This window comes from Streptomyces sp. NPDC088194, assembly GCF_040702025.1.
Classification (GTDB): Bacteria; Actinomycetota; Actinomycetes; order Streptomycetales; family Streptomycetaceae; genus Actinacidiphila.
Window position 1 is genome coordinate 156,641 of the sequence record NZ_JBFBIV010000006.1, and the last position, 19,027, is coordinate 175,667.

Consider the following 19,027-nt stretch of genomic DNA (forward strand, 5'->3'; position numbering starts at 1 on the left):
GTACAGGTACATGGGTCGGGTCAGGACCAGCATGGGGATCGCACTGGTGGCAGGTGCGGTGCTCGCGGGCACGAGCGCGTGCGGTGGGAATTCGTCCGCTTCGACGCCGCCGAAGGACGACGCGAAGGCGTCGTCGTCAGGCTCGGCGGTGACCGCGAGCCCGAAGCCGACCACGCCGAAGCCGCTGGGTCCGCCGATGCTTCTCGACACGATAACGCCGCAGACGGGCACCACCGTCGGCGTGGCGATGCCGATCTCCGTGGTCTTCACCAACCCGGTGGCGACCTCGGCGCGGGCCGGCGTCGAGAAGGCGATGAAGATATCGACGTCGGTGCCCACCACCGGTGCCTGGCACTGGTTCAGCAGCACCCGGGCGGACTTCCGCCCGCAGGACTACTGGAAGCCGGGCACCAAGGTCACCATCGACGCGGACCTGAAGAACGTGCCGAACGGCAACGGGCGTTACGGCACCCACAGCTACACGCACACCTTCACCATCGGCGACGACAACCGCGCCAGCGTGTCGGTCACCGGCCACAGCATGAAGGTGACGCACAACGACACCGTGGTGAAGACGATGCCGATCGACGCCGGCAGCCCGTCGTTCCCGTCGTGGGACGGCACGATGGCCGTCATCGACAAGCAGAAGGAGGTCCGGATGACCTCCTGCAGCGTCGGCATCAGCTGCAACAAGTCCAGCCCGGACTACTACGACCTGACCCTGCCGTGGGACGTGCACCTGACCACCTCGGGCACCTACGTGCACTACTCCACCGGCGACCCGTACCCCGGGCACAGCTACGGCTCGCACGGCTGCGTGCACCTGTCGCTCGCGAACGCGAAGTGGTTCTACAACTTCATCAAGCCGGGCGACCCGATCACCATCACCGGTTCTCCGCGCGGCAAGGCCAAGGGTGACAACGGCTACGCGGACTTCAACCTGAGCTGGTCGACCTGGCTGGCGCAGAGCGGCGAGGGCCAGATCACGACCAACCCGGCCGCCTGACACCGCCGGGTTCCTGGGAGGGGCGGGCTCACCGGATCGTCAGGTGAGCCCGCCCCCGTCTGTGCCCCCGTGTCTGTGCCCCCGTCTCCGCCGCCTTCAGCGCCCCCCGCCCCTGCCCCGGTCCGCGGGCCGTCCGCGCCGGCCGGACGTCAGTCGGGCAGCGCGGGCAGCCGGCAGCGGACCAGGTGATGGACCTGCTCCGCGGTCCGCAGCACCAGCGCCTCGGCCGCGGCATCCCGGCAGGAGGTGTGGTCGAGCCGGCGGACCGCGGCCCGGACCTCGTCGAGCGCGGACGGGGCCACCGACAGGGTGTCGCAGCCGAGCCCGACCAGCAGCGGCAGCACCAGCGGGTGCGCGGCGGCGTCGCCGCAGACGGACACCGGCCGCCGGTGCGCCCGTGCGGCCGCGACCACCGCGGCGATCGCGCGCAGGACCGCGGGGTGTGCGGTGGACGCCGGTCCCGCGGCCGGGTCCCGGCGGTCCAGTTCCAGCAGTTGGCAGGTCAGGTCGTTGGTGCCCAGCGACAGGAACGCGGCCTCGCGGGCGAGTTCGTCGATCCGCCGGACTGCTTCCGGCAGCTCCACCATGATCCCCAACGGGGGTGCCGGCAGGTCGAGTTCCGCCGCCGCCCGGTCCAGCAGGGCGCGGCAGGCCCGCAGTTCGCCGACGTCCGCCACCATCGGGATCATGATCCGCAGTTCGGCGCGCGCACCGGCCGCCGCCGCCAGCAGTGCGGTGAACTGCTCGCCGAACGCGTGCGGTCGGGCCAGCATCAGCGGCAGCCCGCGCCCGATCCCGCGGCCGGCGGGCCGGTCCGCGGACAGGAACGGCGGCAGCTTGTCGTCGGCGAAGTCCAGCGTCCTGACGGTGGCGATCCGCCCGGCCAGCGGGGCGAGCACCGGCCCGAGCGCGATGGTGTGCCGGGCCCGGGAAGGCCAGCGCACCGCGTCGAGGAAGGGCAGTTCGGTACGGAGCAGGCCGACGCCGTCCGCGCCCGCCAGCAGGCCGGCCCGCACATCGGCGGGCGTGGCCACGTTGGCCCGCAGGGTCACCGGGTGGCCGTCGACGGTCCGGGCCGGCAGGTGCCGCTCGGCGGCGAGCCGGGCCCGCCGCTCCCGTACGGCCGCGATCGCGGCGAGCGCGCTCTCGCGTTCCCCGGCCGCGGGGTGGACGACGGCCGCGGCCCCGTCGACCAGGGTCTCCACTCCGTCGGGCAGGTCGAGCACCAGCGGGTCGACGCCGAGCAGCAGCGGGATGCCCAACGAGCGGGCCACGATGGCGGCATGCGAGTTCGGCCCGCCCGTCACCGACAGCGCGGCCGTCACCGTACGGCCCGGCTCCAGCAGGTCGGCGGCGCCGATCTCGCGGGCGGCCAGCACCACCGGCCGGTCGGGCGGGGGCTCCTGGACGCCGTGCAGCACCGCCAGCACCCGGCGGCCCACCTGCCGGACGTCCGCGGCCCGTTCGGCGAGCACCGGGTCGCCGAGCGCGGCGATGGCCCGGGCCTGCGCGTCCACGGCCTCGTGCACCGCGTCCGCCGGGTCCGCTCCCCCGGCGACCAATCGGAGGGCGTGCTGCCGCAGATCGGGATCGCGCGCGATGAGCCCGCCGATCTCGATGATGTCGGCCTGCTCCTCGTCCCCCCGCGCCCGCAGCCCGGCGGCCACGGCGTGCAGGCGGTCGGCGGCCGTGTCGAACGCGTCCGCGACCAGCCCGCCGGCCTCGGGTGCGCCGGCCGTCTCGCCGGCGTCGGCGGGCGCGGGCAGCGCGGTGAGCCGGCGCGGACCGGACGGGCCGGCGGGGGCCGAGGCGGAGGCGGGGGTGCCGGAACTCGCTTCGGCGCGGCCGGAGATGACGGGTTCGCCGCTCCCCTCGGTGGCGGGATCGCCGGGCCCGCACCCGCACTCCGCGCCCTCGGCGGCGGTATTCGCGGCCGTTCCACCGGGGCCGTACGCCGTGCCCGTGCCCGTGCCTGCGTCGGCGGGTTGACGGGGAACGCGGGTGAGGGTCGGGGTGGGCGTGGGGAAGGGGCGGTCGGTGCGGTGGAGTTCGCCGAGTGCGGTGCCGGGCGAGGCGGGCTGTCCCGGATAGCGGAGGCGGGTGCTCATGCCGCCGCCTTGGCCGCGGCGGCGGTGTCGGCGAGGGCGCGGAAGATCAGCGCGGTGGAGGTGGCGCCCGGGTCCTGGTGGCCGACGCTGCGCGGACCGAGGTAGGAGGCCCGCCCCTTCCTGGCCTGCATGGGGGTGGTGGCCCGCATGCCCTCCTCGGCGGCGTCGGCCGCGGCGGCGGCCGCCTCCGCCAGGTCACCGCCGGCCGCGGCGGACGCGCGGAACGCCGCGAGGGCGGGTGCGTACGCGTCGATCATCGTCTTGTCGCCCTCGGTGGCGGCGCCGAGCCGCCGTACCCCGGCCAGTCCCGCGGCGAGCGCGGCGGCCAGCCGCTCGGGACCGGCCGTACCCGCCTCGGGCCCGGACCCGTCCGGCTCGTCGGGCGCGTCCGGCGCTTCTGGCGCTTCTGGCGCGTCCAGCGCCTTGCCGACGGAGCGGAAGGCGCTTCCGTACAACGGCCCGGACGCGCCGCCGACCACGGAGATCAGCAGCGAGCCGGTCTTGACGAGTATCAGCCCGGGGGTCGCCGCGTCGTACTCCGGCAGGGCCGCGGCGACCGCCGCGAAGCCCCGGTGCATGTTGGCGCCGTGGTCGGCGTCGCCGATGGCGGAATCCAGTTGGGTCAGCCGGTCCTTGTGCGTGTCCATGGCCGCGGCGATGGCCTGCACCCAAGTGCGGGCGAGGGCGGTGTCCACGGGATCTCCGTTCGTCAGTGCGGTGGTGTGCGTGCGGTGCGGGCGGTCGGGTGGCGTGCGGTACGCGCAGGCACGGCACCCGCGGGCGGCAAGTGATGTGCGGGCAGTGCGCGCAGTCGGATAGGGCGATCGGATGGCGCGCGGTACGCCTTGGCACGGCACCCGCGGGCGATGGCCGGGTCAGACGCCCCAGCGCAGCGCCGCCGTGTGCACCGGCGCGCGCCACAGGTCGAGCAGTTCGGGCGTGACCCGGCAGACGGTGACCGACGCGCCGGCCATGTCGAGGCTGGTGACATAGTTCCCGACCAGGTTCCCGGCGATCCGCACGCCGCGTGCGGCCAGCAGCGCGGCGACCTCGCCGTAGACGACGTACAGCTCGATCAGCGGGGTGCCGCCGAGGCCGTTGACCATGACGAGCACCTCGTCGCCGGTCGCGAGTGGCTGGTCGGTGAGGACGGCGGCCAGCATGTCGGCGACGATCTCCCGTGCCGGGCGCAGCTTCTCGCGGCGGCGGCCGGGCTCGCCGTGGATGCCGACGCCGACCTCGATCTCGTCGTCGGGCAGCTCGAACCCGGGCTTGCCGGCGGCCGGCGCGGTGCAGGCGGTGAGGGCGACGGCGAAGGAGCGGGTGGCGGCGTTGACCCGGCGGGCGGTGTCGGCGACGTCGGCGAGCGGGGCGCCGCGTTCGGCGAGCGCGCCGGCGATCTTCTCCACGAAGACCGTGCCGCCGGTGCCGCGGCGGCCGGCGGTCCAGGTGGAGTCCTGGACGGCGACGTCGTCGTCGACCAGCACCGAGGCGACGGACAGGCCGTCCTCCGCGGCGAGTTCGGCGGCCATCTCGAAGTTCAGCACGTCGCCGGTGTAGTTCTTCACCACGAACAGGGTGCCCGCGCCGGCGTCGACGGCCTTCGCGGCGGCGACCATCTGGCCGGGCACGGGCGAGGTGAACACCTCACCCGGACAGGCCGCGTCGAGCATGCCGGCGCCCACGAACCCGCCGTGCAGCGGCTCGTGGCCGGAGCCGCCGCCGGAGACCAGCGCGACCTTGCCGGGTCTGGGGCCGGCGGCCCGGGTGATGAAACGCTGGACGGTGTCGACGGTCAGGAGGTCGGGGTGGGCGGCCGCGATACCGGCGAGAGCGTCGTCGAGCACGGTCTCGGGCGCGTTGATCAGCTTCTTCACGACAGGGCTCCTTCGGGGGCGGCGGCCGGCGCCGGCCGGCCGGCGGTGCCCGCGGTACGGGCGGCGGGGGTACGGCGGGTGGCGAACGCGGTGTGCACCAGGCCGGCGAGCAGCGCGCCGACCACCTCGGCGCCGACGTAGACCGGCAGTTGGCCCCAGTGCACGGTGCCGCCGTAGAGCGCGCCGATGACCATCGGGCCGAACGCGCGGGCGGGGTTGACGGCCGCGCCGGTGGCCGGGCCGATCGGGATGATCACCGCGAACACCGCGAGGCCGATGGCGAGGCCGGCGAAGCCGCCGGGCGCGCGGCGGTCGATCGCGCCGAAGATCACGAAGACCAGGATGAACGTGCCGATCGCCTCGGCGGCGAAGGCGTGTCCCGCGCCGGTCGGTGCGGCGTAGGAGGCGATGCCGAGTCCGGCGCCGACGGCTCTGCGGCCGAGTACGGCGACGATGGCGAGCGCGCCGAGCAGCGCGCCGGCCGCCTGCGCGGCGAGGTAGCCGGGGACGTCGCGCCAGGGCATCCGGCGGGTGGCGGCCAGCGCGAGGGTGACCGCGGGGTTGATGTGGCAGCCGGATATGTGGCCGATCGCGTACACCATAGCGATCACGACCATCGCGAACGCGAAGGCGATCATGCCGAGTTCGGCCATCGTGAAGGGCGCGGCGCCGCCGAGCAGGGTCGTGGCGGGCACGGAGCCGACGCCGACGAACACCAGCATCGCGGTGCCCAGCAGCTCGGCGAGAAGTTTCTGCGGGTAGGTCGGGAGTGCGGTGTCTTCCATCCTGAGCGCCCGGCCGCCGGTGGCGGTCGCGGGCTCTCACCTCCTGCGCGTGCGGGGCGGGTGGTATGGGCGTGGCGGGGAGAGGCGTGCCGGGGAGACCGGACGGGTGGCCGCCAGGCAGGTCAGGGCAGGGTCCATGCCTGGCGGCCGGTCGGGCAACGGGAGAGGGGAGCCAATCCTCCCTATTACCGAATGACGTTCATTAATGATGAACGTAGTGGGAAGTTAAGCGGGCGTTTCGCCGGTGTCAAGGGGTTCGGCGCCGCGCGGGGGCCCAACTCCCTGCGGCCCAGCGTGTGTTGCCGGAGCCCGCGGGGCGGACGGAAGCACGTCCCGGCGCATGGCGGCATACGGGGGCATGCGGGGGCGCGAGTCGGCGCCCGGGCGCACGGTCGGGCATGCGGAAGGGCCGGCGCTTCACGCGCTCGGCCCCGGTACGGCGCCGCGCCCGCCGCTCAAGGCGCGCGGGCGCGGGGAGGGTTCAGCCGGCCGCGCCTCGCGCCGTACCCCGTGCCGCCCCGCGCGGCGCGCCGAGGTCCCGGGACAGGTTGCGGGCGGTCTCCCGTACCGCGACGGCGAGTTCCTGCCGGGCGGGCTCCGCGAGCAGCCGCTCGACCGGCCCGACCACGCCGATCGCCCCCACCACGGCGCCGGAACGGTCGAAGACGGGCGCCGCGACCCCCGCGTCGCCGATCGCCGACTCCTGGTCCTCCAGCGCGTAGCCCTGCGCCCTGACCTGCGCCAACTGGGCGGCGAGCGGCTCGCGTCCGGTGATGCTCGCGCCGGTGAGCACGGTCAGCTCGCCGGCCAGCAGCCGCTCGCGCTCCTCGTCAGGGGCGAAGGCCGCCACCGCCTTGCCGAGCGCGCAGGTGTTCCAGGGGATGGACGCGCCGACTTCCAGGATCTGGACGGCCCCCTCGGGACGGAAGGCGTGGTGCACCACCAGCATGTGGTCGCCGGTGGGCACCGCGACCCACACCGCCTCACCGGCCCGGCGTGCCAGCAGGTCCGCCCAGGTGAGCGAGCGGGACCGCAACTCCTGGGTGTCCAGGTAGGAGTTGCCCAGGTGCACCAGATAGGGCCCGAGCTGGTACTTCGAGCTGTCCCGGTCCTGCACCACCATGCCCTCGGCCTCCAGGGTGCGCAGCAGCGCGTGCACGGTCGGCTTGGCCACGCCGAGCCGCTCGGCCAGCTCGGTGACCCCCAGCCGGGGGCCGGTGACGGCCAGCTCCCGGAGGATCTGGACGGCACGCTGCACCGCTTGCACCATGGGAAAACCTCTTCGTTCGGTATTGCTGAATGCTGTTCCGAGATCTAGCATCGCTGTTCATGACTGAACTTGTCGGCATCGTACTCGTGTCCCACAGCCCCGAAGTGGCCGCAGGGCTGCGCCGGCTGCTCGGCCAGATCGGCTCCGACGCCGTTCCGGTGGCCGTCGCGGGCGGCACGGACGACGGCCGGATCGGCACCAGCTACGCGCGTGTCGCCGCCGCGGTCAAGGAGGCCGACCGCGGCGCAGGCGTGCTCATCCTGCCGGACCTGGGCAGTTCCGTGCTCACCGCCCGGGCCGTCCTGGAAGACCAGCCCCGCGACGGCGCAGTGATCGCCGACGCCCCCTTCGTCGAGGGCGCCGTGGCCGCCGCGGTCACCGCCGCGGCCGGCGCGGACCTCGCCGCCGTACTCACCGCCGCCACGGAGGCCCGCCATGTCAGCAAACTCTGAACCGTCCGTCCGCACCGCGCCCGCCGGCGAGCCCACCGCGGAGATCTCCGTGGTGCTGCCGGCCGACCTGCACGCCCGCCCGGCCGGCCGGATCGCCCAGGCCGCCGCGCGGTTCACCAGCGACCTGTTGCTCCAGTTCGGGGAACGCAGCGCCAACGCGGCCGGCGTGCTGGCCGTCATGGGCCTGGGCGCGACCGCCGGGCGTACGGTGACCGTGCGGGCGCAGGGGCCGGACGCGCAGGCGGCGGCCGCCGCGCTCGCGGAGATCCTGGCGACGGCGACATAGCGGCCGGCCGGAGCGCCGGCGTCCCCGCGGGCGTCGGCGCCCCCACGGGCGCCGGCGCCGGTACGGCCGCAGGTCCGCCGGGGTCTTCGCGGCCGCCCGCGCCCGCCGTCCGTACGTGCCCGCACCACCGCAGGAGCCGCCCCCGTGGCCACACCGCCGCACTCCCCCGCCGACCCGCCCGCGTCCACACCCGCGCCCGAGCCCACGGCCCGGATCGGGTTCGGCCTGGCCGCGGTCGGCCGCCCCGGCTACATCAACCTCGGCCGCGACCGGGACCTGCCGCCCGACCGCACCGTGGACGCGATGCGCCGCCGCACCCACGAACTGCTCGACCTCGCCTACGCGGACGGCGTGCGCGACTTCGACGCGGCCCGGTCGTACGGCCGTTCCGAGGAGTTCCTGGCGCAGTGGCTCGACCAGCGGGAGCCGCCCGGGGTGGTGGTGTCCAGCAAGTGGGGCTACACCTACACCGCGGGCTGGCGGGTGGACGCGGAGGCGCACGAGATCAAGGACCACAGCCTGGCCACGTACGAGCGGCAGCTCGCCGAGACCCGCGCGCTGCTCGGCGACCGGCTCGACGTGTACCAGGTGCACTCCGTCACCCCGGACAGCCCCGCGCTCACCGACCCCGCGCTGCACCGCGCGCTGGCCGAACTGGCCGCGCACGGCGTCCTCGTGGGCCTGAGCACCAGCGGCCCCGCGCAGGCCGACGCGATCCGCGCGGCGCTGGCGGTCACCGTCGACGGCGCGCCCCTCTTCCGCAGCGTGCAGTCCACCTGGAACCCGCTCGAACCCTCCGCGGGACCGGCCCTCGCCGAGGCACACGCCGCCGGCTGCCGGGTGATGGTCAAGGAGGCCCTCGCCAACGGGCGGCTCGCCGCGCCCGATTCCCGCCTCGCCCCCGTACTCGGCCCGCTCGCCGCGGCCCTGGGCACCACGCCGGACGCGGTCGCCCTCGCCGCCGCCCTCCACCAGCCGTGGGCCGACGTGGTCCTGTCCGGCGCCGCGACCGCCGCCCAGCTCACCTCCAACCTCCGTGCCCGGCAGGTCGTGTTCACCCCGACCCAGCTGGCCACGCTCGCGGAACTGGCCGAACCGCCGTCCGCCTACTGGCGGCACCGCGCCGGACTGCCCTGGAACTAGCGCCTCGTCGCAAGGCGGCGCGTCCCCGGCGGAGGAGATCGGACTCCCCCGCCGGGGACGCGTGACCGCCGTGCGGCGCTTGCTCCTTGGTGACGCCTGCTCCTTGGGAGGACGTGCTACTTGACGGACATCGCGAAGACGTGGATCGCGGCCTGGTTCGGCAGGGTCACCGACCGCACCGTCTTGCCCGCGTCGAGGCTCACGGTGTTGGAGAACACCTGGTAGCTGGTGCCGAAGTTGGCCGGCCCGGACGGGGTGTCCCGGTGGTCGGTGGTCAGAGCGACCTGGGAGCCGTAGTCGTTCGTGGTCGAGCAGCACCAGTTGGGGAAGCCGAGGGTGCCCGTGCTGGTGGTGCCGTCGGTGTAGGTGACCGTGACGGTTCCGGAGGTGAAGCCCGCTTCGGCGCCGAGGAAGGCCAGTTGGCTGCCGGAACCGGCGAGGGTGATCTCCTGTCCGGCGGCCGTGGCGTTGTCCGGGGTGCCGGGCGCGGACGCGGGCCAGGTGAAGGTCTGCCCGTTGGCCTGGATCGTGGCACCGGGGGTGGCGCCCACCTTCGCGAGGGCGTCGGCGGAGTAGCTGTCACCGGACCCGTCGAAGTCGCCCTTGGAGGTGTCGCTCTCCGGCGTCGTGCCGATGTTGTTGAACGCGGCGGCCAGCGACGGGTAGGGCACCACCGAGGTGATGGTCAGCGGCCCGCTCACCGTGCCGCTGCCGGCGAGGCCCGCACGGTAGCTCGCGGTCGCGGTGACCGTGGAGACCGTGGTGCCCGGCTGGGCGGTGGGCGCGGTGACCTGGACGGTCGCCGAGGCGGTCCGGCCCGGGTTCACCACCAGCCCGAGCAGCGCCTTCGACGGCGAGACCTTCCAGCCGGACGGGGCGCTCAGCGCGACCGTGGCGCCCAGCAGCGGGGTGGCGCCGTGGTTGGTGAGGCTGACCTGGTACCGGTCCGGGTGCGCGGTGGTGCTGACGTCCTTCCAACTCACCGCGGTGGCGGGCTGCTGGAGCGGGCTGCCGCCCGGGGCGACCCGGTACAGCACGGTGCCGTGCGGGGGCACGTCCGCGGAGATGGTGCCGGTGGTGACCGTGGTCTTCTTCGTCACCAGGTCCTTGAGCGTGAACGAGGAGCCGTGCGCGAAGCCGGCCTTGGCCGCGGTGGTGGTGATCGTCTGCGCGGTGTCGGAGCTGTTGAACAGTGCCACCGCCCGCTGCCCGCCCGCGAGTTGCTTGGAGAGCACGTCATAGCCGCCGCCCTGCTGGACGATCCGGCCCTGCAGCCCGGTGCGGTCCTGGTCGACCGCGATGACGTCCTTGTTGCCGAGCACCGCCAGCGCGTCGGCGGACAGGTGGGTCAGGTCGGTGCTGGAGATCAGCGGCGCGGCCATCATCGACCACAGCGACATCTGGCTCTGGATCTCGTCCCGGCTCAGCCCGGAGTCGCCGGCCAGCAGGAAGTCGGGGTCGTTCCAGCGCCCGGGGCTCTGCAGGTCGGCCAGGCCCACGTTGTACTCGTAGTTGTAGAGCAGCGAGGACCACTTGGCCGCTCCGCTCTCCTGGCCGAGCGCGATGTCCGCGCCCTCCCGCCACAGGTTGCCGACCTGCGCCGACCAGCCGATGACCTTGTCCCAGTCGGCCCCGCCCTGGAAGTACGCGGGCGCGGAGACCGAGAAGACCATCGGCCGACCGGTGTTGAGCATCGCCTGGCTCCACGCGGAGTACGTGTCGTGGTAGCTCTGCTCGTCCGTCTCGCCGGGCTTCGTCGGCACGTTGCAGCCGTCGAGCTTGACGTAGTCGACCTTCCACTTCGCGAACAGGTCGGCGTCCTGCTGCCAGTGGTCGAGCGAGCCGGGGTAGCCGCCGCAGGTGGCCGTGCCGGCGTCCTCGTAGATGCCGAACTTCAGTCCCAGCTTGTGCAGTTGGTCGCCCACGTAGGCCATGCCGTCGGGGAACTTCACCGGGTCGGGTACCAACGCACCGGAGCTGTCACGGGACTTGGCCATCCAGCAGTCGTCGGTGGTGACCGTGTCGTACCCCTTGGCGGCAAGTCCGCTGCTGACCAGGGCCTTGGCGTTGTCGAGGATGGTCTGCTCGTCCATGTTGCACTGGTAGTACGACCAGTCGTTCCAGCCCATGGGCGGGGTGGGGGCGTAGTTCGGGTACGGCGCCGACGACGCGTCCGCGGGGGTGCCCGCGGACGCGCCGGGGGCGGTGAACAGGAGTCCGGTGAACGCCAGCGCGAGACAGCCGCTGCCGGCCAGGGCGGCGCGCGTGCGCCGGGCGAGAGGTGATGTCACAGGGGCAACCTCACTGATCGGTCGGGCCGCCGCGGGGCGGCCGCTCCAGAACCATGCGAGGACTATCTAGGCAGGCTTGCGCGAAATTGACAAGAGCATGCCCCTTATGAACATCTCGAATCAGCTTCACGCAGGGGGACTTGTGCGGGCGGGGCGAACCGGGCGGGCTCCTGGAGGGACCCCGCGGGTGCGGGCGCCACGAGGACGGCCCGGCGCGGACTCCCGTGCACGGGCCGGCCGTTCAGACGCAGGACACCTCGACGCCTTGGGCCACGAACTGCTCCACCAGTTCCTCCGGCGCGCCCTTGTCCGTGATCAGTACGGAGATCGCCGACACGTCGCAGACCTGGGCGAACGCCCGCTTGCCCAGCTTGGTGGAGTCGGCGACCACGACCACCTTCTGCGCCCGCTCGGCCATCGCGCGGTTCGCGCTGGCCTCGCCCTCGTCGTGGGTGGCCGCGCCGAACCGCGGATCGACCGTGTTCACCCCGAGGATCGCGTAGTCCAGCGAGATCGCCTGGAGCACCATCGTGGCCAGCGGCCCGGTCAGCTCGTAGGAACTCGGCCGCGCCACCCCGCCGGTGACGACCGTCTTCACATACGGCCGCACCGCCAGCTCGTTGGCGATGTTGATCGCGTTGGTCACGATGGTCAGCGCGGTGGCGTTGCCGCGCTCGGCCAGGTCCGCCCGCATCGCCAGTTCCCTGGCCACGTCGGAGGTGGTCGTGCCGCCGTTGACGCCGACCACCGCGCCCGGCGGGATCAGCGCGGCCGCGGCCTTGGCGATGCGCTGCTTCTCGTCGGCCTGGCGCCCGGCCTTGTAGCGCAGCGGCAGGTCGTACGCGACACCGCTGAGCACGGCGCCGCCCCTGGTCCTGGTCAGCAGCTGCTGCCTGGCCAGTTCCTCCATGTCCCGGCGCACCGTGGCGGCGGAGACGTCCAGCAGTTCGGCCGCCTCGGCCACGCTGATCCGGCCCCGGTCGCCCAGGACCTCCAGCAGCCGCGTCCAGCGCTCGTGCGTCCCCATCGACTCCGCCCTCCGTTTCGGCCGATCGGAGAGCGAGCGTATCGCGCCGCGATCGGCCCCGACCTGCGCAAGGCGCTCTGCGCGGTTCTGGCGTTTACGGCGTGAACCGATCACATCCACGCAGCGCGGGGCCTGCGGAAACCCGCCCTCACGGTACCGGCCGCATTTCCGGCGCCCGCCCGGCGGGTGGGTCTCGCGGGGTTCCCCGCGCCGCCAGGAGGATGCGGCTCCTTCCGCCGAGGGGCGCCAAGTCGGGGGCGGGGAACGGCGGGTACGCGGGCTGGGGGCAGGCTCGCGGCCCCGCGGGGAAGGCTCCCGCGGGGCCGCGAGGTCAAGGGGCGGGGAGGGCGCGGCATGCCCTCCCCGCGGGCGCCCGCCGACGGCTGAACCGTCAGCGGTGGCACGGCCGTCGGCGGCGGACCCGCCAACCGCGCCGAGACCGTCAACCGGAACCGTCGGCCGGAACCGTCGGCCGAGGCGCGACCGTCAGCCGCGGCCCCGGATGTCGCGGCCCCGCTGGTTGACGCCGGGAACGCCGTAGGGGTAATCCGCGGCGCCCGGGTCACTCGCGGTGTCCAGCCGCTCGACCTGCTCGGCGGTGAGGCGCAGGTCCACCGAGCCGAGGTTGTCCTCCAGCTGCTCCAGGGTGCGGGCGCCGAGGATCACGGAGGTGACGGCGGGGCGGCCGAGCAGCCAGGCGAGGGCGACCTGGGCCATCGTGGCGCTCTGCTCGTCGGCGACGGCGCGGACCGCGTCCACGACGTCCCAGGTCCGGGCGATCGCGCTGCGCCGATGGTACGACTCGACACCGCGATCGGGGTTCTCGCCGAGCCGGGTGGCGCCGGTGGGCAGCTCGTCACGGCGGTACTTGCCGGTCAGCCAGCCGCCGCCGAGCGGGCTCCACGGCAGCAGGCCGAGGCCCTCGGACTCGCAGGCGGGGGTGATCTCCCACTCGATCTCCCGGGCCAGCAGGCTGTACTGCGGCTGGAGGGTGACCGGGCGGGTCAGCCCGCGGAAGTCCGCGACGTCCACGGCCTTCTGCAGCTGCCAGCCGGTGAAGTTGGACAGGCCCACGTAGTGGATACGGCCCTGCCGCACCGCGTCGTCGAGGAAGCGCAGGGTCTCCTCCACGGGGGTGTACGGGTCCCAGGCGTGCACCTGGTAGAGGTCGATGCAGTCGACGCCGAGCCGGCGCAGCGACGCGTTGAGCGCGCGGTCGAGGTGGCGCCGGGACAGCCCGGCGTCGTTGGGGCCGTCGCCCATCGGGAAGCGGCCCTTGCTGGCGATCTCCACCCGGCCGGTGATGTCGGCGGGGCGGGCGGCCAGCCAGCGGCCGATGATCTCCTCCGAGACGCCGGAGCTGTAGACGTCCGCGGTGTCGATGAGGGTCCCGCCGGCCGCCACGAACCGGTCGAGCTGCGCGAACGCGCCCTTCTCGTCGGTCTCGGCGCCGAACGTCATGGTGCCGAGCGCCAGCGTCGACACGCTTGCGCCGCTGCTGCCGAGGGTGCGGTACTCCATGCGGGTTCTCCGGTTCTGCCGGCGGTCCGCCGGCGACGGGTGATGCGGGTGATGCGGGTGGTGCGGCCCGCGACTGGTGCGGGGCCACGTGCACCATGCTGTCCCCGACCCGGAAGACTCGTCCAATAGAAGAAAGAGAACGGATTCATCGACTAGATTTCTCAATCGTGGAACTGCGTCAGCTGGAGTACTTCGTCGCCGTCGCCGAGGAACGGCACTTCACCAAGGCCGCGCAACGGCTGCTGGTCTCGCAGTCGGGACTGTCGGCGTCGGTGCGCGCGCTGGAGCGGGAACTCGGCTCCCCGCTGTTCATCCGGACCACCCGCAGCGTCGAACTCACCGGCGCGGGAAGGGCGTTGCTCGGCGAGGCGACCCGCACGCTGGCCGGCGCCCGCGCCGCGAAGGAGGCGGTGGCGGCGGTGCAGGGCCTGCTGCGCGGCAGCCTCGCGGTGGGCACCGAGCAGTGCGTGACGGTCGACGTCGGCGCGCTGCTGGCCCGGTTCCGGGCCCGGCACGGAAGCGTCGAGGTGCGGATGCGGCAGGCGGGTTCCGCCGTACTCGCCCAGGACGTGGCGGACGGCCGGCTGGACCTGGCGTTCGTCTCGCTGCCGGGGCCGCCGCCCGAGGGCGTACGGCTGCTGCCGCTGACCCGCGAGCCGATGGTGCTGCTGTGCGATCCGCACCACCCGCTGGCGGGCGAGCCGCGGGTGGAGTGGGCGCGGCTGGCGGGCGAGACCTTCGTGGACTGGCACCAGGACTGGGGCGCGCGGCAGTTGACCGACCAGGCGTTCGCGGCGAGCGGCGCGGTGCGCCGGGTGGCGCTGGAGGTGTACGACGTCCACACGCTGATCGACCTGGTCCGGCACGGGCTGGGCGTCGCGGTGGTGCCCCGGCCGATCTCCCGCAAGGAGCAGGCCGCCACGCTGGCGGTGGTGCCGCTGGCCGGCCCGGGCGGATCGGACTGGGAGGTGTCGGTCGCGCTGCCGAAGGGCGACCGCCCGAGCCCGGCCGCCCGCGAACTGCTGTCGTACCTGGACCTGGCGCAGGTGAAAGGCCCGCGCCGCGCACCGGACACCGAGGAAGGGACCCGCCGGTGAACCCCGAACCGACGCCGAACACGACGCCCCCGCCCCCGCCCGGGTCCGGCGCCCCGCCCGCACCCCAGGCCGACGCCGCACCCGAATCCGGCTCCGCACCCGATGCCGCGTACGGGCCCGCGCTCGGGCTGGACCTCGAAACGGCCCGCAAGACGCTCGACAGCCAGCCGTTCAGCCGGCTGGTCGGCGCCGAGCTGACCGCGTTCGGCGCCGGCGGCGCGGTCCTGGAGGTCGCCGTCCGCGAGGAGCTGCGGCAGCAGAACGGCTTCCTGCACGGCGGCGTGCTGGCGTACGCCGCCGACAACGCGATCACCTTCGCCGCCGGTTCGGTGCTGGGCGCGTCGGTGCTGACCGGCGGGTTCACCATCCAGTACGTCCGGCCGGGCACCGGGGTGCGGCTGGTGGCCCGGGCGCAGACCGTGCAGGCCGGGCGGCGTCAGGCGGTGTGCCGGTGCGACCTGTACGCGGTCGCGGCCGACGGCGCCGAGACGCTGTGCGCGGTGGCGCAGGGCACGGTGCTGCGGGTGAGCGCGCAGGCCGGGCCGCGGGCCGACTGAGCGGGACCGCCGGGACGGCGACGGCGGCGGGGGCGGCGACGGCTCGCCGCCCCGGCGGTTTCAGTGTCCGGAGTGCGCGGGCTCGCCCTCGCGGCGCCCGGCGTGGTGGGCGATCAGCCGGCCGAGCAGCGAGGTCAGCTCGGCGCGCTCCTTCGCGGTGAGCGGCGTGAGCAGGTCCTCCTGGGCGGTGTCGAGGATCGCGTCGAGGCGGCGCAGATGGGCGCGGCCGGCGGAGGTCAGCGTGATGACGTTGCGCCGCCGGTCGTCGGGGTCGGGTGCGCGCTTGACCGCGCCCTGGGCCTCCAGTTCGTTGATCACGGCCACCAGGTCGCTGCGGTAGATGCCGGTGCGCCGGCTCAACGTGGCCTGACTGGCGGGGCCGTACTCCTCCAGGGCGGCGAGGGCCGCGTAGTGCCACTTGCGGGCGTCGACCGCGGCCAACCGGCCGCTGATCATGCGCTCGCCCTGGGCCGCGGCGAGGTTGAGCAGGCGGCTGGGCAGGGCCGCGAGCCGCTGCGGGGTGCCCGCCTGATCGTCCGGGAGCGGCATGTCGTGCGCGGTGTCCATGGCCGCATCGTACTCCGTTGTGTTTGTCGCACTAACGATGTACCTTCGTTAGTGCCACGAACGTTAGTCACACCAACGGAAGGCGTTCTCATGCCCACCCTCGACGTACTCGACTCGTTCCTGCACTACGAGCAGGCCGGCCCCGGCGCGGCGGATGCCGTCGGCGCGCCGCTGGTCTTCCTGCACGGCAACCCCACCTCCTCGCACCTGTGGCGGCACGTCCTGCCGAAGGCCGCGGCGGCCGGGCGGCGCTGCCTGGCTCCCGACCTGATCGGCATGGGCCGCTCCGGCAAGCCCGACATCCCCTACGCGTTCGACGACCACGCCCGCTATCTGGACGCCTGGTTCGACGCGCTCGGCCTGGAGCGAGCGGTGCTGGTCGGGCAGGACTGGGGCGGCGCGCTCGCCTTCGACCGCGCCGCCCGCAACCCCGCCTCGGTCGCCGGGCTGGCCGTCATGGAGACGATCATCCGGCCGATGACCTGGGAGGACTACCCGGCCGCCGCCCGCTCCCGGTTCAAGGCGTTCCGCACCCCCGGCACCGGCGAGGAACTGGTCCTGGACAAGAACGTCTTCATCGAGGGCAGCTTCGAGCAGACCGTGCTCGGCGAGCTGCCGGCCGCCGACCACGACGTCTACCGGGCCCCGTACCCGACCCGCGAGTCCCGCCGGCCGCTGCTGCGCTGGGCCCGCTCGATGCCGCTGGAGGGCGAACCCGCCGACGTGGTCGCCCGGGTCTCCGCGTACGACGAGTGGCTCGCGGCCAGCCCCGGCACCCCGAAGCTGCTGCTGACCTTCGACTCCTCGCCCACCTTGGGCATCGGCGAGGCGCTGACCGCCTGGTGCGCCGAGCACATCTCCGCGCTGGAGATCGAGCACTGCGGTCCGGCCGGCCACCTCGCCCCCGAGGACCAGCCGGACGCGATCGCCGCGGCGGTCACCTCGTGGGCAGAGCGGCACAGCCTGTAGCCTGCGGTCCTACGAGAGGACCCCAAGCGCCATGCCGTTGCAGATCAGGGCCACCGACGCCGGCCACCCCGCCGACCTCCTCGACCTGCCGTGGGGCCTGCCGCTGGAGCAGTGGCCCGACGAGACGCTGGTCGCGCTGCCGCGCGGCATCTCCCGGCACGTGGTGCGCTTCGCCCGCGCCGGCGACGAGGTCGTGGCGGTCAAGGAGGTCAGCGAGTGGGCGGCGGCCCGCGAGTACGAACTCCTGCGCGACCTGGACCGGTTGGCGATCCCCGCGGTCGACCCGATCGCGGTGGTCACCGGCCGGGTGGCGGCCGACGGCACCGCGCTGGAGCCCGCGCTGATCACCCGGCACCTGGGCGGCTCGCTGCCGTACCGGTCCATGTTCGAGACCACGATGCGGCCCGGCACCGTCAGCCGGCTGCTCGACGCGCTGGCGGTGCTGCTGGTCCGGCTGCACCTGGTCGGCTTCGCGTGGGGCGACTGCTCGCTGTCCAACACCCTCTTCCGCCGCGACGCCGGCGCGTACGCCGCCTACCTGGTCGACGCCGAGACCGGCCAGATCCAGCCCAGGCTCAGCGCCGGCCAGCGCGACTACGACATCGAGCTGGCCCGGGTGAACATCGCCGGCGAGCTGATGGACCTGGAGGCGGGCGGCTCGCTGCACCCGTCGGTGGACCCGGTCACCTTCGCGGAGGCCATCTGCTCCCGCTACGGCGACCTGTGGCACGAGCTGACCCGCGAGTCCGTCTACCCGGCGGGCAAACGGCACTACATCGACCGCCGAATACGCCGGCTCAACGGCCTCGGCTTCGACGTCGCCGAGATGCAGATCCAGCGCTCGCCGGGCGGCGACACCGTCACCTTCCTTCCGAAGGTCGTGGACGCCGGCCACCACCAGCGCCAGCTGCTGCGGCTGACCGGCCTGGACACCGAGGAGAACCAGGCCCGCAGCCTGCTCAACGACCTCGAACAGTGGATGACCACGCAGGACGACTACGCCCCCGGCGATCCCCTGGGCGCCCGGCCCGAGGTGCTGGCGCACCGCTGGGTCCGCCAGGTCTTCCGCCCCACCGTCCGCATGGTGCCGCGCGACCAGCGCGGGAAGATGGACCCCGCGCAGCTCTACCACGAGCTCCTCGAACACCGCTGGTACCTGTCGGAGCAGGCCGAGGGCGACGTCGGCCTGGAGGCCACCGTGGCGAGCTACCTCGCGGACGTGCTCCCGCACGTGCCCGACCCGTCGGCGGTCACGCCCGGCGAGGAGTGACGCGAGGCCGCGGTGATCCTCAAGGCGGAGGATCGTCCTCGTACCAGGCGTACTCGGACGACTCCGGCAACGCGGCGAGCTGCCGTGCCGGGCGCCGCGAACCGGTGAACCCTTCCGGCCACGGCACCAGCGCCGCCACCGTGCAGCCGTACCCCACGACGGCGAAGACGCACGCCATCCCCAGGGGGTCCGGCGCGGGCGGGTTCCCCAGGCCCAGCCGGTCGTGGAAGGCGGATTGCGCCGTCATCGTCGGCACGCACAGGACGAACCAGGCCACCCCGGTCGCCATCCGGCTCATGAACCGTCTGAAGCGTGGATCGACGGTCGTCGTCATCGGCAACTACCCCGTTGCGTAACGCCGTTGAGCAGCCCGGCGCCTGCTGCTCCTCGTGTGGCGTAGGACGCCGTAGACCCGCGAACGGCACCGGACCACCCGGACGTCCGCAAGAAGGCCCCGCTCCCGATGGTGCCCGGCACGGGAAGCGGCGCGGGGAGCGGCGCGGGGTCCGGTCGTACGGCGAAGGCCCCGGGAACAAGCGGTGGGCGGCGTTGATTGACGCTGGGGCACAGCGACACCGCAGGGACCGAAAGGGACGCACCGTGGATCTCGAACTGACCGGCCGCCGCGCCGTCGTCACCGGCGGCAGCCGTGGCATCGGGCTGGCCACCGCCAAGGCGCTGGCCGCCGAAGGCGCCGACGTGGCACTCGTCGCGCGCGGCGCCGACGCGCTCGCCGCCGCCGTCGAGGCGGTCCGCGCGCACGCCGGCCCGGACCGTACGGTGGTCGGCCTGCCCGCCGAC

The 19,027-nt window shown here is 74.0% G+C and carries 19 protein-coding genes; 9 read left to right on the forward strand and 10 right to left on the reverse strand.

The window, feature by feature from the left end:
- The first annotated feature begins 10 nt into the window (after positions 1 to 10).
- On the forward strand, positions 11 to 1,006 hold the full coding sequence (locus tag AB0399_RS05020; RefSeq protein WP_329362783.1) for a L,D-transpeptidase: 996 nt from the start codon (positions 11 to 13) through the stop codon (positions 1,004 to 1,006).
- Between the two features lie 149 nt (positions 1,007 to 1,155).
- Here AB0399_RS05020 and AB0399_RS05025 read toward each other — a convergent pair whose 3' ends face one another.
- The 5 genes from AB0399_RS05025 to AB0399_RS05045 all read right to left on the reverse strand — a co-directional run bounded on the left by AB0399_RS05025 (position 1,156) and on the right by AB0399_RS05045 (position 7,046).
- Positions 1,156 to 3,114, reverse strand: coding sequence for a putative PEP-binding protein (locus tag AB0399_RS05025; protein WP_366410260.1), 1,959 nt, complete (start codon positions 3,112 to 3,114; stop codon positions 1,156 to 1,158).
- On the reverse strand, positions 3,111 to 3,761 hold the full coding sequence (locus tag AB0399_RS05030; protein WP_366410275.1) for a DAK2 domain-containing protein: 651 nt from the start codon (positions 3,759 to 3,761) through the stop codon (positions 3,111 to 3,113). Before AB0399_RS05030 ends, AB0399_RS05025 begins: the two co-directional genes overlap by 4 nt.
- Positions 3,762 to 3,989: 228 nt before the next feature.
- Positions 3,990 to 4,991, reverse strand: a complete 1,002-nt coding sequence (gene dhaK / locus AB0399_RS05035) for a dihydroxyacetone kinase subunit DhaK (RefSeq protein WP_366410261.1) — start codon at positions 4,989 to 4,991, stop codon at positions 3,990 to 3,992.
- Positions 4,988 to 5,776 (reverse strand): aquaporin, encoded by a 789-nt coding sequence (locus AB0399_RS05040; RefSeq protein ID WP_329362791.1) that lies wholly within the window; start codon positions 5,774 to 5,776, stop codon positions 4,988 to 4,990. The genes dhaK and AB0399_RS05040 overlap by 4 nt, the downstream gene beginning before the upstream one ends.
- A gap of 481 nt (positions 5,777 to 6,257) precedes the next feature.
- Positions 6,258 to 7,046, reverse strand: a complete 789-nt coding sequence (locus tag AB0399_RS05045; protein WP_328471853.1) for an IclR family transcriptional regulator — start codon at positions 7,044 to 7,046, stop codon at positions 6,258 to 6,260.
- Between the two features lie 59 nt (positions 7,047 to 7,105).
- Here AB0399_RS05045 and dhaM point away from each other — a divergent pair, with 59 nt between their 5' ends.
- From dhaM to AB0399_RS05060, 3 genes are all read left to right on the forward strand, one after another.
- A complete protein-coding gene (dhaM, locus tag AB0399_RS05050; RefSeq protein ID WP_329362794.1) occupies positions 7,106 to 7,498 on the forward strand; it encodes a dihydroxyacetone kinase phosphoryl donor subunit DhaM in 393 nt (130 codons plus the stop codon).
- The gene (locus AB0399_RS05055) at positions 7,482 to 7,784 is read left to right on the forward strand and encodes an HPr family phosphocarrier protein (protein WP_329362796.1); all 303 of its coding nucleotides are present in this window, start codon (positions 7,482 to 7,484) and stop codon (positions 7,782 to 7,784) included. Before dhaM ends, AB0399_RS05055 begins: the two co-directional genes overlap by 17 nt.
- Positions 7,785 to 7,928: 144 nt before the next feature.
- Complete coding sequence (locus AB0399_RS05060; protein WP_366410262.1) at positions 7,929 to 8,927, forward strand: aldo/keto reductase; 999 nt, start codon at positions 7,929 to 7,931, stop codon at positions 8,925 to 8,927.
- Positions 8,928 to 9,043: 116 nt separating this feature from the next.
- Here the strand turns inward: AB0399_RS05060 and AB0399_RS05065 are convergent, their stop codons facing one another.
- From AB0399_RS05065 to AB0399_RS05075, 3 genes are all read right to left on the reverse strand, one after another.
- Positions 9,044 to 11,218 carry an NEW3 domain-containing protein gene (locus AB0399_RS05065; protein WP_366410263.1) on the reverse strand — a complete coding sequence of 725 codons (2,175 nt, stop codon included), beginning with the start codon at positions 11,216 to 11,218 and terminating at the stop codon, positions 9,044 to 9,046.
- 241 nt (positions 11,219 to 11,459) lie between these two features.
- Complete coding sequence (locus AB0399_RS05070) at positions 11,460 to 12,245, reverse strand: DeoR/GlpR family DNA-binding transcription regulator (protein ID WP_328471843.1); 786 nt, start codon at positions 12,243 to 12,245, stop codon at positions 11,460 to 11,462.
- Positions 12,246 to 12,731: 486 nt separating this feature from the next.
- Positions 12,732 to 13,766, reverse strand: coding sequence for an aldo/keto reductase (locus AB0399_RS05075; protein WP_328471841.1), 1,035 nt, complete (start codon positions 13,764 to 13,766; stop codon positions 12,732 to 12,734).
- A gap of 167 nt (positions 13,767 to 13,933) precedes the next feature.
- Between AB0399_RS05075 and AB0399_RS05080 the strand changes: the two genes are divergently transcribed.
- Both AB0399_RS05080 and AB0399_RS05085 read left to right on the forward strand, forming a co-directional pair.
- The gene (locus tag AB0399_RS05080; protein ID WP_366410264.1) at positions 13,934 to 14,863 is read left to right on the forward strand and encodes a LysR family transcriptional regulator; all 930 of its coding nucleotides are present in this window, start codon (positions 13,934 to 13,936) and stop codon (positions 14,861 to 14,863) included.
- Between the two features lie 128 nt (positions 14,864 to 14,991).
- Positions 14,992 to 15,420 carry a PaaI family thioesterase gene (locus AB0399_RS05085; RefSeq protein ID WP_329373719.1) on the forward strand — a complete coding sequence of 143 codons (429 nt, stop codon included), beginning with the start codon at positions 14,992 to 14,994 and terminating at the stop codon, positions 15,418 to 15,420.
- Between the two features lie 60 nt (positions 15,421 to 15,480).
- On the opposite strand, the gene AB0399_RS05090 is transcribed toward AB0399_RS05085, so the two are convergent.
- The gene (locus AB0399_RS05090; RefSeq protein ID WP_366410265.1) at positions 15,481 to 15,987 is read right to left on the reverse strand and encodes a MarR family transcriptional regulator; all 507 of its coding nucleotides are present in this window, start codon (positions 15,985 to 15,987) and stop codon (positions 15,481 to 15,483) included.
- Positions 15,988 to 16,077: 90 nt separating this feature from the next.
- Between AB0399_RS05090 and AB0399_RS05095 the strand changes: the two genes are divergently transcribed.
- Positions 16,078 to 16,956: a haloalkane dehalogenase gene (locus AB0399_RS05095; RefSeq protein WP_366410266.1), complete on the forward strand. Its 879-nt coding sequence runs from the start codon at positions 16,078 to 16,080 to the stop codon at positions 16,954 to 16,956.
- A gap of 31 nt (positions 16,957 to 16,987) precedes the next feature.
- Positions 16,988 to 18,226, forward strand: a complete 1,239-nt coding sequence (locus AB0399_RS05100; protein WP_329362809.1) for a DUF4032 domain-containing protein — start codon at positions 16,988 to 16,990, stop codon at positions 18,224 to 18,226.
- A gap of 19 nt (positions 18,227 to 18,245) precedes the next feature.
- Here AB0399_RS05100 and AB0399_RS05105 read toward each other — a convergent pair whose 3' ends face one another.
- Positions 18,246 to 18,560 carry a hypothetical protein gene (locus AB0399_RS05105; RefSeq protein ID WP_366410267.1) on the reverse strand — a complete coding sequence of 105 codons (315 nt, stop codon included), beginning with the start codon at positions 18,558 to 18,560 and terminating at the stop codon, positions 18,246 to 18,248.
- A gap of 266 nt (positions 18,561 to 18,826) precedes the next feature.
- Between AB0399_RS05105 and AB0399_RS05110 the strand changes: the two genes are divergently transcribed.
- A partial coding sequence (locus AB0399_RS05110; protein WP_366410268.1) for an SDR family NAD(P)-dependent oxidoreductase occupies positions 18,827 to 19,027 on the forward strand: 201 nt, incomplete at its 3' end.

What these genes read in the sequence shown, in the direction of transcription:
- AB0399_RS05020 (WP_329362783.1), top strand. Translation starts at nt 11, where the DNA reads ATGGGTCGGGTCAGGACCAGCATGGGGATCGCACTGGTGGCAGGTGCG.
- AB0399_RS05100 (WP_329362809.1), top strand. Translation starts at nt 16,988, where the DNA reads ATGCCGTTGCAGATCAGGGCCACCGACGCCGGCCACCCCGCCGACCTC.
- AB0399_RS05075 (WP_328471841.1), bottom strand. Translation starts at nt 13,766, where the DNA reads ATGGAGTACCGCACCCTCGGCAGCAGCGGCGCAAGCGTGTCGACGCTG.
- AB0399_RS05040 (WP_329362791.1), bottom strand. Translation starts at nt 5,776, where the DNA reads ATGGAAGACACCGCACTCCCGACCTACCCGCAGAAACTTCTCGCCGAG.
- AB0399_RS05095 (WP_366410266.1), top strand. Translation starts at nt 16,078, where the DNA reads ATGCCCACCCTCGACGTACTCGACTCGTTCCTGCACTACGAGCAGGCC.
- AB0399_RS05105 (WP_366410267.1), bottom strand. Translation starts at nt 18,560, where the DNA reads ATGACGACGACCGTCGATCCACGCTTCAGACGGTTCATGAGCCGGATG.
- AB0399_RS05090 (WP_366410265.1), bottom strand. Translation starts at nt 15,987, where the DNA reads ATGGACACCGCGCACGACATGCCGCTCCCGGACGATCAGGCGGGCACC.
- AB0399_RS05030 (WP_366410275.1), bottom strand. Translation starts at nt 3,761, where the DNA reads ATGGACACGCACAAGGACCGGCTGACCCAACTGGATTCCGCCATCGGC.
- AB0399_RS05045 (WP_328471853.1), bottom strand. Translation starts at nt 7,046, where the DNA reads ATGGTGCAAGCGGTGCAGCGTGCCGTCCAGATCCTCCGGGAGCTGGCC.
- AB0399_RS05055 (WP_329362796.1), top strand. Translation starts at nt 7,482, where the DNA reads ATGTCAGCAAACTCTGAACCGTCCGTCCGCACCGCGCCCGCCGGCGAG.
- dhaM (WP_329362794.1), top strand. Translation starts at nt 7,106, where the DNA reads ATGACTGAACTTGTCGGCATCGTACTCGTGTCCCACAGCCCCGAAGTG.
- AB0399_RS05025 (WP_366410260.1), bottom strand. Translation starts at nt 3,114, where the DNA reads ATGAGCACCCGCCTCCGCTATCCGGGACAGCCCGCCTCGCCCGGCACC.
- AB0399_RS05070 (WP_328471843.1), bottom strand. Translation starts at nt 12,245, where the DNA reads ATGGGGACGCACGAGCGCTGGACGCGGCTGCTGGAGGTCCTGGGCGAC.